Consider the following 14,539-nt stretch of genomic DNA (forward strand, 5'->3'; position numbering starts at 1 on the left):
GACACCCTCGACCCCGCCGCCTACGACCACGTCCAACCCCTCCAAGCCATCTGCGCCTACCTCCTCAAAAAGGAGGACTGGGACAACCTCCTCCCCGCCGCCGAAGCCCTCACGAACAAGGGCCGCCTGACCTCCCCGCTCGCCGAGCGGGACGGCCGGATCTACTGGTGCGAGGAACACCTGGACGAGCCCGACGCGCGCCGGATACTGGACGTCACCGCGGACGGGTTCCACACCCGCCCGCTGGGCTCGCTGTTCCTCGGCAACCGGCTCACCTCGTACGCGGACGACGGGCAGGGCACGGTCCGGCTGGCCGGCGAGGTGGTCAACCCGCTGGGCCGCATCAGGCCGGACGCGAAGCTGAGCGCCGAGCTGGAGTTCCGGGCCCGCCGCAAGGTCGCCGGGCAGTCCTTCCGCTTCCCCGTCGCCTCGGTCCGGCACGCGGGCCGCACGATCGAGTGGTCGGCGGAGGCGGACGTGGCGCGCACGGTGCGCCCGCTGGGCATCATCGACGCGGTGTGGGACGTACGGCTGGTCCTCAAGGCCGGCGGCGACACGGTGAACACCCGCGTCGCGGTGGGCGGTACGGACCTGGAGTCGGCGCAGGCACTGCGGGTGCGGCCCCGCCTGACGCGGCTGGTCTCCGACCGGTTCACCCCGGAGATCACCAAGAAGGGGAACCTGTCGTACGTCCTGACCGCCGAGGGCAAGGCCACGGTGCGCACGACCGAGCTGCTGGAGGGCGCCATGCGCTCCAAGGCCGCCGGCGTCGTCAAGAAGGGTCTGCGGCGCGCCCTCAAGGCGAAGCGGAACCTCGGCTCGGGCACGCAGAAGGTCAAGGTCTACCACGAGGTGTTCTCGAAGCTGCCGGTCAAGAAGGGCCTGGTCGTCTTCGAGAGCCACCTCGGCAAGCAGTACAGCGACAGCCCGAAGGCCATCTACGAGGAGATGCGGGCCCGGGGCGTGGCCTTCGACGCCGTCTGGTCGTACGCGGGCGGCAAGCCGACCGGCTTCCCCAAGGACGCGGTCCTGGTCAAGCGGTGGGGCTGGCAGTACCTGCGGGCGCTGGCCCAGGCCGAGTTCTGGATCGACAACCAGGGCTTCCCGCTGGCGCTGACGAAGCGGCCGGGGACGACGTACATCCAGACCTGGCACGGCTCCGCCCTCAAGCGCATGGGCTTCGACGAGCCGCGCATCAAGGCCCAGGGCCGCTCCCAACAGGACGGCTTCCAGCGCGCCCTGGACCGCTTCGACCACTTCCTGATCCGCTCCGAGCACGACACCCGCACCCTCGCCAAGGGCTTCCGCCTGAAGGAGTCCGTGCTGCTGCGCACGGGCTACCCGCGCAACGACGCCCTCGTGGCGGCGCACGGCGCGGAGCAGCGCGGCGGCGAACGCGAGCGCGGGAAGCTGGCGGCGGAGCTGGGCATCGCGCCCGAGAAGAAGGTGCTGCTGTACGCGCCGACGTTCCGGGCCTCCGCGGACGGCGCGGTCCGGGGCTTCTCGCTGCCGTTCGACGTGGAGGAGTTCGCCGAGCGCTTCGGCGACCGCTTCGTGCTGCTGGTGCGCACGCACTACCTCAACAACGTGACCCTGCCGCCGTCGGTGCGCGGGAAGGTCGTCGACGTCACCCGCCAGCACGACATCACGCCGCTGCTGACCCTGGCCGACGGCCTCATCACGGACTACTCGTCGGTGATGTTCGACTACGCGCTGCTGGACCGGCCGATGGTGTTCTTCGCGTACGACTACGACGAGTACAAGAACGACATCCGCGGCACCTACTTCGACCTGAAGGAGAAGGCGCCCGGACCGGTCGTGGCCACGGCCGAGGAGCTGTTCGAGACCCTCGACGGCTTCGACGGCACCGATCCCAAGTTCTCCGAGGCCCGCGAGCGGTTCCGCGCCGAGTTCGGCGAGTACGACCAGGGCACCGCGGCCCGGCAGATCGTCGAGAGGTTCTTCCCCCGGAGGGGCAAGTGACGACGCCCAGGAGGGGCATGTGATGACGGAGCAGGCCCCCGCCCCCGCCGACCCGGCCGACGTGCCGGGCGGCCGGGACATCTTCCTCGTCTGCAACAGCGTGGACGAACTCGGCGGGGTGACCACCTGGACCCACCAGATGGCCCGGCTCTTCGCCGGCCGCGGCCACAGCGTCCACGTCATCGGCATCGCGCCGGTCGAGGAGCACCTGCGCCAGGAGCTCCCCGCCGAGCTGCCGTACGGCACCACGACGCTCTACGCGGAGCGACCGCCGAGCATCCCGCCGATGGAGGGCCTCAAGAGCCGGCTGAACGCCGCCGAGCGGGCCCGCCGCGCCGCCCGGGCGAACCTCATGAGGGAGAAGGCCGACCAGCTGTCGGCCCTGTTCCGGGCCGCCCGCCCCGGCGCGGTCGCCGTCGTCACCCAGGTGTGGGCGATGGAGTGGGTGGCGCTGGCGGACACCAAGAACATCACGCTCATCGGGATGAGCCACGAGTCGTTCGAGGCCAGCACGAAGTCCTCGCGCGGCGCCCGGGTGCGCCGCTACTACAAGGACGTCGACCGCCTGCTGGCCCTCACGCCCGAGGACGCGGACAAGTGGATCCGCGCCGGGATGGAGAACACCGGCAGCATGCCCAACCCGCTGCCGTTCCTGCCCGGGGCCCCCGCGCCGCGCACCGCGAAGGTCGTCGCCTGCATCGGCCGGCTCTCGGACGAGAAGGGCGTGGACCTGCTGCTGGACGCCTGGGCCGAGGTGGCGCCCCGGCACCCGGACTGGACGCTGCGCGTCTACGGCGCCGGCGACGACGAGCGCATGCTGCGGGGCCGCACCGCCGAGCTGGGCCTGGACGGGTCGGTGGAGTGGATGGGCCGGACGGCCGACGTCCTGGGCGCCCTGCGGGGCGCGTCGGTGTTCGCCCAGGCGTCCCGCGCCGAGGGCTTCCCGATCACCCTGCTGGAGGCCATGGCGGCCGGCGTGCCCTGCGCGGCCTTCGACTGCGCACCGGGCGTCCGCGAGATCATCCGCGACGGCGAGGACGGACTGCTGGCCCGGGTGGGCAACACCACCGAGCTGGCCGGCCACCTGGAACGGCTGATCTCCGACAAGGCCCTGCGCGACCGGCTCGGCGACGCGGCGTTCGCGAACGTGCGGCGCTACTCCCCCACCGAGATCACCGACCGCTGGGAGGCGCTGTTCGCCTTCCTGCAGCGCTAGCGGACGCCTCGCGGGCGCCGGCCGGGCGCCTTCGACGAGGATCTTTCCGGCAGAGGCGACAGGTCACCACCCGAGGAGTGGTGGCCCGTCGCCCTCGTCCGTAACCTCGGGGTTCAGACAGGCAATCTGGGCCACGAACCCGAGGAAGTACCCGCATGCGCTCGCGCGTCAGTGTCGTCATACCGGTCCACAACACGGAGCGGTACCTGCAGCGCTGCTTCGAGTCCGTCGCCGCCCAGACCCTGGGCCAGGACCGGATCCAGGTCATCGCCGTCGACGACGGCTCCAGCGACGGCTCCGGCGCGTGGCTGGACGCCTGGGCGGCCGGGCACCCGAACACCACGGTGGTCCACCAGGAGGCCTCCGGCGGCGCGGGCAAGCCCCGCAACGTGGGCATCGAGCACGCCACCGGCGAGTTCGTCTTCTTCCTCGACTCGGACGACTACCTCGGCGAGGAGGCCCTCGAGCGGCTGGTCGCCATGGCCGAGGCCGAGGGCTCGGACGTCGTCTACGGGCGGATCGTGGGCATCGGCGGGCGTCCCGCCCCCATCGACCTGCGCACCACCAGCCCCGACGTCAGCATCTTCGACTCGCCGGTCTACTGGACGCTGGCCGCCTACAAGCTCTGGCGCCGCACCCTGATAGAGAAGTACGAGCTGCGGTTCACCGAGGGCTACCTGCTCAACGAGGACCTGCCCTTCGCCGTCCACGCCCTGCTGCACGCGTCGAAGATATCCGTGGTCGCCGACCACGACTGCTACTTCCTCGAGGGCCGCGGCGACGGTACGAACGCCAGCGAGCAGGACGTGGACTGGGTCCGCCAGCTGGCGTACGTCTCCGGCATCCTCGACACGGTCGCCGAGCACGTCCCCGAGGGCGCGGACCGCGACAAGCTCATGGAGCGGCACTTCCACGGCGAGGTGCTCGCCATGTTCGGCACCTCCTACCTCGCCCGCGACGGGGCCGGCCGCCGCGAGATGGTCGAGGCCGCCGCCCCGCTGGTGGAGAAGTGGCTGACCGAGCGGATCACCGCCGCCCTGCCGCCGCGCCTGCGGTTGCGCGCCCACCACATCGGCAACCGTGACCTCGACCGCCTGACCGCCGTCGTCGAGGCCGACACCGGCCGCGAGACCGGCCCCGCCGTGATCGAGGGCGACCGCGCGTACGCCGCCTACCCGGGCTTCCGCGACGAGGCGGCCGGGACGCCCGACGCCCTGTACGACCTGACCTCCCGCATCGCACTGCGCCACGAGCTCACCGGCTACCACTGGGACGGCCCCGTGCTGCGGCTGACCGGACGGGCCCGGCTGGAGGGCCTGGGGGCCGCCACCGAGCAGCGGGCCGGCATCCGGCTGCGCCGCCAGGGCTACACCTACTGGGTGCCGGCCGAGACCGACGAGGACGGCAACTACACCGCCGCGATCGACGTGGGCCGGGCGGCGGACGGCGGGCCGCTGCCGGACGGCATCTGGACCATGCGCGTCACCGCCGCCGCCGGCGAGCTCGGCAAGGACGCCTGGCTGCCGGGTCCGGCGGGCCCCGGGTACGACGCGGCGCCGGAGCCGCGGATCGTGGACCGCGGCCACGGCGCGGGGCTCACGCCCGCGACCGTGTTCCTCTCCGAGCCGCACCGGCACGTCAACCTCGACATCGGCGCCACCCGCTACGCGCTGGGCGGCGACGCCCGCGGGGCGGTGCACCTGGGCCCCCTGGGCCGCACCACCGTGGAGGCCTCCGCGACCGTGCCCGGCTGGCCCGCCGACGCGCCGGTGCGGCTGGTGCTCACCGCGCCGGACCGGGCGCCCTTCGTCACCGGCGGCCGTCCCGGCGGCTTCGCCCCCGACCGGGTCTCGTCGAGCGCCGGGCTGCGCGGGGTGCCGGTGGGGACGTACGAGCTGGGCCTGCGCCTGGAGTCCGGGGCGTACCTGCTGGACCTGCCGGTGCGCGGGGCGGACGGCGGGCCGGTCACGGTGACCGTACGGCCGTCCGTGTCGCGGCGGCTGGCGCGCCGGGCCCGCCGGACGCTGGGCCGGGCCCGCCGCAGCGTGGCGCGCTGAGCAGACGCGAAGGGGCCGCCCGCTCCGGAGGGATCCGGGGCGGGCGGCCCCTGTGCCGTCGGTGTGGCTTCGGGGTCAGAGGACCTCGGAGCCCGCGGGTGCGCGGTGCAGGCCCCAGCCCGCCCACGCGGAGGAGATCATCTCGCGGACGTCGTGGCGGGCCTTCCAGCCCAGCTCGCGCTCGATGAGCTCGGCGGAGGCCACGACACGGGCCGGGTCGCCGGGTCGGCGCGGCGTGACGACCGGCTCGACGGTGTGCTCGGTGATCTCGTTGATGAGGTCGACCATCTCGCGCACGGACGCGCCCTCGCCGCGGCCGATGTTGACGGTGAGGTCGCGGCGGGTGCCGGCCCCCGCCCACTCGGCGAGCTTGCGGGCCGCGGCCACGTGGGCGTCCGCGAGGTCCTCGACGTGGATGTAGTCGCGGATGCAGGTGCCGTCGGCGGTCGGGTAGTCGTCGCCGAAGATCCGCGGGGCCTCACCGGCGTCGAGCCGCTCGAAGACCATCGGGACCAGGTTGAACACGCCGGTGTCGGCGAGCTCCGGGGCGGCCGCGCCGGCCACGTTGAAGTAGCGCAGGCAGGCGGTGGCGATGCCGTGCGCCCGGCCGGCCGCGCGCACCAGCCACTCGCCGGCGAGCTTGGTCTCGCCGTACGGGCTGAGCGGCTGGCACGGGGTCTGCTCGGTGACGAACTCGACGTCCGGCATGCCGTAGACGGAGGCCGAGGACGAGAACAGGAAGTTCTTGATCCCGGCGGCCGCGACCGCCTGCAGCAGGACCGTCAGGCCCTGCACGTTCTCGTGGTAGTAGTACAGCGGCTTCTCGACGGACTCGCCGACCTGCTTCTTGCCCGCCAGGTGCACGACGCCGGTGATGTGGTGCGCGCGGAAGGTCTCGTCGAGGATCAGGCGGTCCAGGACGGAGCCGACCACCAGCGGGACGCCCTCCGGCACGCGGTTCGCGTCGCCCGTGGACAGGTCGTCCAGCACGACGACCTGCTCGCCCGCGAGCAGCATCGCCCGCACCACGTGCGAGCCGATGTAGCCGGCACCACCGGTGATCAGATACGTCATTCGTTACTCCCGTGTCCTGTCCTGCCTGCTGTGCCGCGGGCCGCCCTGGCCATCCGCGCCCGGTCCAGCCGGTTCCTGACGAGGCTGACCACGCCGTGCATCCCGGGGGCGAGCCGCATCGCGAGCGAGCCGCTGGAGGTCGCGTACGACTGCACCAGCAGCACACCGTACCTCCTGCTGGGGACGGCCCTGCGGCTCAGCTGGTTCCCGGTGCAGCGCAGCGCGGCCAGCAGCGAGCCGCCCTCCGCGCACTCCACGCGCAGCCGTACGTCCCAGATCTGCAGGCCGCGGCGGCCGCCGCGGCGGCCTGCGGAGGCCAGCGCGGTGAGGCCGACCGGCAGCAGCGCCGTCCAGGTCCCGTCCGCCTGCGGGGTGAGGGCGACCGGGCGGGCGACCGTCGGCTCGTCACCCCTGCGGGTGGAGAACTCCAGACGGGCGGTGCGCGGGCGGGCCGCGGCCAGGCGCCCGTACAGGTCGTGCACGCGCACCTTGACCTGCCCGTCTATGCCGGTGAGCAGCTCCCCGTCGGCGGTGACGGGCAGGGCGGCCGGCGGCAGCTCGTCGAGCCCGTCGAGGACGGCCCCGGGCAGCGCCTCGCTCCACACCGCGGTGCCGTCGGCGGCGCGCGCGTACGGGGGCACCAGGCGGGGCGGGTCGGCGGCGAACCGCACCAGCCGGTCCACGTCGGCGGGCGGGGTGTCGGTGGCGCGCAGGACGTTCACGATCCAGCGGGCCGAGGCGTCGGCGGCGGCGATCTCGGCCGGCTCGAAGCCCTCCAGGTACGTGCGGGTCAGCGTCCACCACTCGGCCTGGTAGCCGGGGTCGGTGCCGAGCTCGCGGAGGTACATGCGCAGGTCGTACTCGAGGAACTTGACCCGGCAGGCGTGGACCATCGTCTCCGCGTCCGGGGCCCCGGAGCTCCGCAGGATCTCGACGGCGCGGCGGTGGGCCTCGACCCGGGCCCGCCAGTTGCCGATGTCCTTGCGGTCGAGGGAGATGGAGACCTGGGCGGCGCTGCGGCGCACGTGCCAGACGTAGACGAGGTCGGGGACGACGGCGATGCGGGGGGCAGCCGCCAGGACCTGCGCGGTGAAGACGAAGTCCTCGTAGACGAACCGACCGTCGGGAAATCGGATCGCATGCTTGTCCAGGAAGGCCCGCTCGTACAGCTTGTTGACGCACAGGGTGTCGCGGACCAGTTCGGGCATGTCCGCGGGGCGCTCGACCACCATCGGCGCGGCCCGGTACAGGCCCGGCACCCACGGCACGTCGTGCTGCTGGGGCAGCTCCCGGCGCACGCAGGCCCCGACGGTGACGGGGGCCTCGTGCGCGCGCGCGGCGCGCAGCAGGGCCGCGACGGCGCCCTGGGGCAGCACGTCGTCGCTGTCGAGGAAGAGGACGTACGGCGCGGTCGCGGCCGCGATGCCGTCGTTGCGGGGGGTGCCGCAGCCGCCGCTGTTCTCGGTCCGGTGGATCACCCGCACGCGGGGGTGGGCCGCGGCCAGCTCGTCGAGCACCTGGCCGGTGCCGTCGGAGGAGCGGTCGTTCACGGCGACGACCTCGCGGACGTCCGGCCCCTGGGCGAGGGCGGAGCGCACCGCTTCGGCAACGAGACCGGCGTCGTTGTAGGCGATCACCACGACGGCGACGCTGCCGTCCTTACGGGTGGAACCTTCGGTTCCGCCCGGGTGCTGAGGGAGCACGTTACTCACCCGGGGATCCTACGGGAGCAGGGTGAACGCTCGATTCCACCCCTGGGGGCACCTCCCGGCGGTAGCCGGGGGAGGGACGCACGGTGCCCCGACCGCGGGCAGCGGCCGGGGCACCCGTACGACCTGTCTCGAAAGCGCCGTCCCGTAAGGGCCTGTCGGAAGGCGTCAGAAGGGGCGGAACTCGTCGTACTCGCGCTGCGCCGAGTCCCCGCGCTTGGCCTCCTTCTCGCGGCGCCGCTGCACGGCCGGCCGCAGGGCGTCCATGCGGTGGTCCTCACCACGGCGGCCGAGCATCTCGGCACCCGCCTGCATGGTCGGCTCCCAGTCGAACACGACCGCGTTCTCCTCCGAGCCGATGGCCACGCCGTCGCCCGCCCGGGCACCGGCCTTCACCAGCGCGTCCTCGACGCCGAGGCGGTTGAGGCGGTCGGCCAGGTAGCCCACGGCCTCGTCGTTGTTGAAGTCGGTCTGGCGCACCCAGCGCTCCGGCTTGTCGCCGCGCACGCGGTAGACGTCCTCGGCCTCGTCGTAGATGACCGTGAAGCCCGCGTCGTCCACGGCCTTCGGGCGGATGACGATGCGGGTCGCCTCCTGCTTGGGCTGGCGGGCGCGCGCCTTGGCGACGATCTGCGCGAGCGCGAAGGACAGCTCCTTCAGGCCCGTGCGGGCGACCGCCGAGACCTCGAAGACCTTGTAACCGCGCTCCTCCAGCTCCGGCCGGATCATGTCGGCGAGGTCCTGGCCGTCGGGGATGTCGACCTTGTTGAGCACGACGATCCGCGGCCGCTTCTCCAGCCCGCCGCCGTACAGCCGCAGCTCCTCCTCGATCACGTCGAGGTCGCTGACCGGGTCGCGGTCGGACTCCAGGGTCGCGGTGTCGAGCACGTGCACCAGCACCGAGCAGCGCTCGACGTGCCGCAGGAACTCGAGGCCGAGGCCCCGGCCCTGGCTGGCGCCCGGGATCAGGCCCGGCACGTCGGCGATCGTGTAGACCGTCGAGCCGGCGGTGACCACGCCCAGGTTCGGGACCAGGGTGGTGAACGGGTAGTCGGCGATCTTCGGCTTGGCCGCGCTGAGCACCGAGATCAGCGAGGACTTGCCGGCGCTCGGGTAGCCCACCAGGGCCACGTCGGCGACGGTCTTGAGCTCCAGCACCACGTCCTCGGTGGCGCCGGGCACGCCGAGCAGCGCGAAGCCGGGGGCCTTGCGGCGGGCCGAGGCCAGCGCCGCGTTGCCGAGACCGCCGCGGCCGCCCTCGGCGGCGACGTACGTGGTGCCCTGGCCGACCAGGTCCGCGAGCACGTTGCCCTGCTTGTCCATGACGACGGTGCCGTCCGGGACCGGCAGGACGAGGTCCTCGCCGTCCTTGCCGGAGCGGTTGTCGCCGGCGCCGGGCTTGCCGTTGGTGGCCTTGCGGTGGGGGTGGTGGTGGTAGTCCAGGAGCGTCGTGATGTCCTGCTCGACGACCAGGATCACGTCGCCGCCACGGCCGCCGTTGCCGCCGTCCGGGCCTCCGAGGGGCTTGAACTTCTCCCGGTGCACGGAGGCACAGCCGTGGCCCCCGTTACCCGCGGCGACGTGCAGCTCGACGCGGTCCACGAAGGTGGTCATGGGTGTTCCTCCAGCAATGGGTGTGCGTATGTGTGACGTACGGACATACGGGTTGTACGTCGCGTACGGGGCTCACGCGACGTACCCGACGTACGCGGAAGTCCTGCGCCTTACAGACCTGTGTAACGCGCCGAGGGCGGACCCGCTTCCCGACTGGCGCCGGGAAGCGGAGATCCGCCCTCAGAAGTTTCGAACGCTCTGATCAGAAGGTGATCAGGCGGCCGGAACGATGTTCACGACCTTGCGGCCACGGTGGGTGCCGAACTGCACCGCGCCGGCCTGCAGGGCGAACAGCGTGTCGTCGCCACCGCGGCCGACACCGGCGCCCGGGTGGAAGTGGGTGCCGCGCTGGCGGACGAGGATCTCACCAGCGTTGACCAGCTGACCGCCGAAGCGCTTCACGCCGAGCCGCTGGGCGTTGGAATCGCGACCGTTCCGGGTGGACGATGCGCCCTTCTTGTGTGCCATTGCTCAGTCCCTCTTTACTTCGCGGCCGTCGGGATGGACGTGACCTTGATCGCCGTGTACTGCTGACGGTGACCCTGGCGACGGCGGTAGCCGGTCTTGTTCTTGTAGCGCAGGATGTCGATCTTGACACCCTTGTGGTGGTCCACGACCTCGGCCTCGACCTTGATGCCGGCCAGGACCCACGGGTCGCTGGTCACGGCGTCGCCGTCGACCACGAGCAGGGTCGAGAGCTCGACCGTGTCGCCGACCTTGGCGGTGGAAATCTTGTCAACCTCGACGATGTCGCCGACAGCAACCTTGTGCTGGCGACCACCGCTGCGCACGATGGCGTACACGCGGAACTCTCTTTCGCTCGATCCGGAAACCCCTGAAGCCAGCCGATCCCGTCAGACACGGGCGGCCTCCCCCGCGCCGCGAGGCCCGGAGGGTGAGGTGCTCAGTGGCTCGGCATGTACCGAGACATGCCGACGTGCAAGGTTACGCGCCGGAGGTTTAAGAGGTCAAACCGGCCCCGCACCGGCCCGTTCCCAGGCGCCCCGGGCCGCGCCCGCGCCCGATCCGGAGCCGCGCGGGCGCCGTACGGCCGCTGAAGGCCCGGAACGGGCGCGGCCCCGCCGCGGCACCGGAGGGTGCCGCGGCGGGGCCGCAGACGGACCGCGCTCGCGCGTCAGGCGTCGGTGGAGGCCGAGACGGACGGGAGCGTCTGCTCCGCCGCCGCGGTCTTCTTCGCCGCCTTCTTCGTCGTCGTCTTCTTCGCCGTCGTCTTCTTGGCGACCGCCTTCTTCGCGGTCGTCGTCTTCTTGGCGGCGGTCTTCTTCGCCGCCGCCTTCTTGACCGTCTTGCGCGCGGTCTTCTTGGCCGGAGCCGCCTCCTCAGCGGAGACCTCGCCCTCGACGCCCGCAGGGGCCTCGGTGGGCTCGGCCGCCACAGGAGCCTCGGCAACCTCCGCCGGGGCCTCCACCGCCGCAGCGGGGACGACCACCACGGCGGCCTCCGCGGAGCCCACCGGGGACCCGGCGGGGGCGGTGGCCTTGCGGGTGGCCCGACGACGCGGACGCGGCGGGGCCGCCTCCGCCACCGGCTCCGCGACGACGGCCTCGGCCACCGGCGCGACGACCTCCGCGGGCTCCTCGACGACCTCGACCACCGGCTCGGCGACCGGCTCGGCCACGACGGCCTCGACGACCGGCACGACGACCTCGGCCGCGGCCTCGGCGTCGCCCGCCTTCGGCGAGCCCGCCGGAGCGGTCGCCTTGCGGGTCGCGCGGCGCCGCGTACGGCCCTTCGGCGCGGCGTCCTCGACCGGCTCGGCCACCACGGCCTCGACCGGCTCGGCAGCCTGCTCCGCCTCGACCGGCGCCTCGGCGGTCGGCTCCAGCACCGTGTCGGCCGGCGCGGTCACGGGCTCGTCGACCACGACCGGAGCCGCCTCGACGACCTCCACGGCCTCGGCCGTCTCGGCGGCCGGTGCGACCGGCGCGGAACCGACCCGCGGCGCCCCCGCCGGAGCGGTGGCCTTGCGCGTCGCACGACGGCGCGAACGACGGCCCCGTACCGCGGCCTCCGCCTCGGCGACGCTGCCGTACAGCTCCTCGTCCGGCGCGAACGCCGGCTCCGGCAGCGCGACCGGAGCCGCGGCCTCGGCCGCGACCTCCGCCTCGGTCTCCACGGCCTCGGTCCCGCCGGCCTCGGCCACGGCGACCTCGTCGTGCTCGTGCTCGTGAGCACCGCCCCGGCCGCGCTTCTTGGCGCGCTTGCCACCGTTGCCACCGGCCGCGGCCGGCTGCTCCATGTGCACGATCACACCGCGACCGTTGCAGTGGACACAGGTCTCGGAGAAGGACTCCAGCAGGCCCTGGCCCACCCGCTTGCGGGTCATCTGGACCAGACCGAGCGAGGTCACCTCGGCGACCTGGTGCTTCGTACGGTCCCGGCCCAGGCACTCCAGCAGGCGCCGCAGCACCAGGTCCCGGTTCGACTCCAGCACCATGTCGATGAAGTCGATGACGACGATGCCGCCCAGGTCGCGCAGCCGCAGCTGGCGCACGATCTCCTCGGCCGCCTCCAGGTTGTTCCGGGTGACGGTCTCCTCGAGGTTGCCGCCCTGACCCGTGAACTTGCCGGTGTTGACGTCGACGACGATCATCGCCTCGGTCTTGTCGATCACCAGCGAGCCGCCGGACGGCAGCCAGACCTTGCGGTCCAGCGCCTTGGCGAGCTGCTCGTCGATCCGGTACGTCGCGAAGACGTCGACCTCGGAGGTCCACCGCTGCAGGCGGCCCGCCAGGTCCGGAGCGACGTGCGAGACGTAGCCGTGGATGGTGTCCCACGCCTCGTCACCGCTGACGATGACCTTCGAGAAGTCCTCGTTGAAGATGTCGCGGACGACCCGGACCGTCATGTCCGGCTCGCCGTACAGCAGGCTCGGCGACGAGGTCGAGATCTGCTTCGACTTCTTCTTGATCTCCTCCCACTGCGCCTGCAGTCGCTCGACGTCGCGGCGCAGCTCGTCCTCGCTCGCACCCTCGGCGGCGGTGCGCACGATGACGCCCGCGTCCTCGGGAACGATCTTCTTGAGGATGGTCTTCAGACGCGCGCGCTCGGTGTCGGGCAGCTTGCGGCTGATACCGGTCATCGAGCCCTCGGGCACGTAGACCAGGTAACGGCCGGGCAGCGAGACCTGGCTGGTCAGACGGGCGCCCTTGTGGCCGATCGGGTCCTTGGTGACCTGCACCAGCACCGACTGGCCCGACTTCAGGGCGGACTCGATGCGGCGCGGCCCGTTGGCCATGCCCAGCGCCTCGAAGTTCACCTCACCGGCGTACAGGACCGCGTTGCGGCCCTTGCCGATGTCGATGAAGGCGGCCTCCATGGACGGCAGCACGTTCTGGACCTTGCCCAGGTAGACGTTGCCGACGTACGAGGTGGCCTGCTCCTTGTTGACGTAGTGCTCCACGAGCACGTTGTCCTCGAGGACGCCGATCTGGGTGCGCTCGCCGTGCTGGCGGACGACCATGACGCGCTCGACGGCCTCACGACGGGCCAGGAACTCGGCCTCGGTGATGATCGGCACGCGGCGCCGGCCCTGCTCACGGCCCTCGCGGCGACGCTGCTTCTTGGCCTCCAGGCGGGTGGAGCCCTTGATGGACTGCACCTCGTCCGACGGCTCGGCCTTCTCCCGGGCCGGGCGCGGCTCGCGGACCTTCACGACCGTGCGCACGCCGTCCTCGTCGGGCGCCTCGGCCTCGGCACCGCCCTCACCGCTGCGGCGGCGACGGCGACGGCGACGACGGCTGGAGCTGCTGCCCAGGGCGGAGCCGGCCTCGTCGGCCTCCTCCTCCTCGTCGTCCTCGTGCGCCTCGGCGTCGGTCTCGGCGGACTCCTCCTCGCCGGCCTCCTCGGCCGACTCGTCCAGGTCCGCGGACTCGCCACGGCGACGGCGACGGCCACCGCGACGGCGGCGGCGGGTCGGGCGGTCGCCCGACTCCTCGGCGCCCTCGTCCTCGTCCTCGTACTCCGCGTCGGCCTCGGGCTCGGCGTCGGCGGGCGCCTCCTCGACGACCGGGGCGGCGGCCGGGGCGGCGGCGGGCTCGGCCTCGGCGGCCGCACCACGGCGACGGCGACGGCGACCGGCCGGGGCCGGGGCCTCGACCTGCGCGGTCTCCTCGACCTCGACCGGCTCCTCGACCTCCTGCTCGGCGAGCCGGGCGACCTCGGCGGCGTGCGCGGCCGCGGCGGTCTCCGGGGTCTGGAACATCGGCTCGGTGAACACCGGAGCCTGGAACACGGCCACGGCCGGACGGGCCGGGCGGCCGGCACGGCGCGGCGCCTCGGTCTCGGCGGCCGCGGCGGCAGGGGCCTCGGCCTTGCCGGCACCCACGGCGCGGGTGGCACGACGGCGGGTCCGGCCCTTGGGCGCGTCCACGACGTCGGCCACGGTCACGGCGGCGGCACGCACCGGCGCGGGCGCGGCCTCCTCGGCGGCCGCGGCCTCGACGGGCGCGGCGGCCTCGGCGGCCGGGGCGCTCGCGGCGCGGGTGGCACGACGACGCGTGCGCTTCGGCGCGGCCTCCTCGACGGGGGCGGCGACCGGGGCGGGGGCGGCGGCCTCGGCGGCCTGCTCCTCGACCAGGTCCTCTTCCTCCTCCTCGACCTCCGCCTCGACCTCGGGGGTCTCGACGACGGGCGCGGGGGCGGCGACGGCACGGGTGGCGCGGCGGCGGGTGCGCTTCGGCGCGGCCTCGTCGACGGCCGGAGCCTCGACGGCCTCCGCGGCCGGGGCCTCGGCGGCGGTCTCGACGACCTCGGCGGCGGGCGCGGCATCGGCAACCGGCGCAGCGGTGGCACGGGTGGCACGACGACGCGTGCGCTTCGGCGCAGCCTCCTCGGCAACCGGAGCCTCGACAGCAGCCTCCGCC

9 protein-coding genes are annotated in these 14,539 nt (G+C 73.3%); 3 read left to right on the top strand and 6 right to left on the bottom strand.

Annotated elements, in window-relative coordinates; all coding sequences use genetic code 11:
- From ACIQCH_RS28695 to ACIQCH_RS28705, 3 genes are all read left to right on the top strand, one after another.
- Positions 1–1,983: CDP-glycerol glycerophosphotransferase family protein (locus ACIQCH_RS28695; protein WP_402585552.1), on the top strand; the 1,983-nt coding region annotated here is incomplete at its 5' end.
- Positions 1,984–2,005: 22 nt separating this feature from the next.
- Complete coding sequence (locus ACIQCH_RS28700) at positions 2,006–3,199, top strand: glycosyltransferase (protein WP_402585554.1); 1,194 nt, start codon at positions 2,006–2,008, stop codon at positions 3,197–3,199.
- Positions 3,200–3,354: 155 nt separating this feature from the next.
- Positions 3,355–5,256, top strand: coding sequence for a glycosyltransferase family 2 protein (locus ACIQCH_RS28705; protein WP_402585556.1), 1,902 nt, complete (start codon positions 3,355–3,357; stop codon positions 5,254–5,256).
- A gap of 75 nt (positions 5,257–5,331) precedes the next feature.
- On the opposite strand, the gene galE is transcribed toward ACIQCH_RS28705, so the two are convergent.
- The 6 genes from galE to ACIQCH_RS28735 all read right to left on the bottom strand — a co-directional run.
- Complete coding sequence (gene galE / locus ACIQCH_RS28710) at positions 5,332–6,330, bottom strand: UDP-glucose 4-epimerase GalE (protein ID WP_402585558.1); 999 nt, start codon at positions 6,328–6,330, stop codon at positions 5,332–5,334.
- Positions 6,327–8,042 (bottom strand): glycosyltransferase family 2 protein, encoded by a 1,716-nt coding sequence (locus ACIQCH_RS28715; protein WP_402585560.1) that lies wholly within the window; start codon positions 8,040–8,042, stop codon positions 6,327–6,329. The genes galE and ACIQCH_RS28715 overlap by 4 nt, the downstream gene beginning before the upstream one ends.
- A 165-nt stretch (positions 8,043–8,207) precedes the next feature.
- Entirely contained in the window at positions 8,208–9,653 is a 1,446-nt protein-coding gene (gene obgE / locus ACIQCH_RS28720) for a GTPase ObgE (protein WP_402585562.1), read from the bottom strand.
- A 213-nt stretch (positions 9,654–9,866) separates the two neighbouring features.
- Positions 9,867–10,121, bottom strand: a complete 255-nt coding sequence (gene rpmA, locus ACIQCH_RS28725) for a 50S ribosomal protein L27 (RefSeq protein WP_030201505.1) — start codon at positions 10,119–10,121, stop codon at positions 9,867–9,869.
- 14 nt (positions 10,122–10,135) lie between these two features.
- The gene (gene rplU / locus ACIQCH_RS28730) at positions 10,136–10,456 is read right to left on the bottom strand and encodes a 50S ribosomal protein L21 (protein WP_402585564.1); all 321 of its coding nucleotides are present in this window, start codon (positions 10,454–10,456) and stop codon (positions 10,136–10,138) included.
- 332 nt (positions 10,457–10,788) lie between these two features.
- Positions 10,789–14,539 (bottom strand): ribonuclease E/G (locus ACIQCH_RS28735; protein WP_402585566.1); only part of this gene is annotated, 3,751 nt, incomplete at its 5' end.

Source organism: Streptomyces sp. NPDC093225, assembly GCF_044753805.1.
In the GTDB taxonomy this organism is placed as follows: Bacteria; Actinomycetota; Actinomycetes; order Streptomycetales; family Streptomycetaceae; genus Streptomyces.

Excerpts from the sequence above, each read along its gene's own strand:
- ACIQCH_RS28705 (WP_402585556.1), top strand. The coding sequence starts at position 3,355 with ATGCGCTCGCGCGTCAGTGTCGTCATACCGGTCCACAACACGGAGCGG.
- obgE (WP_402585562.1), bottom strand. The coding sequence starts at position 9,653 with ATGACCACCTTCGTGGACCGCGTCGAGCTGCACGTCGCCGCGGGTAAC.
- rpmA (WP_030201505.1), bottom strand. The coding sequence starts at position 10,121 with ATGGCACACAAGAAGGGCGCATCGTCCACCCGGAACGGTCGCGATTCC.
- galE (WP_402585558.1), bottom strand. The coding sequence starts at position 6,330 with ATGACGTATCTGATCACCGGTGGTGCCGGCTACATCGGCTCGCACGTG.
- ACIQCH_RS28700 (WP_402585554.1), top strand. The coding sequence starts at position 2,006 with ATGACGGAGCAGGCCCCCGCCCCCGCCGACCCGGCCGACGTGCCGGGC.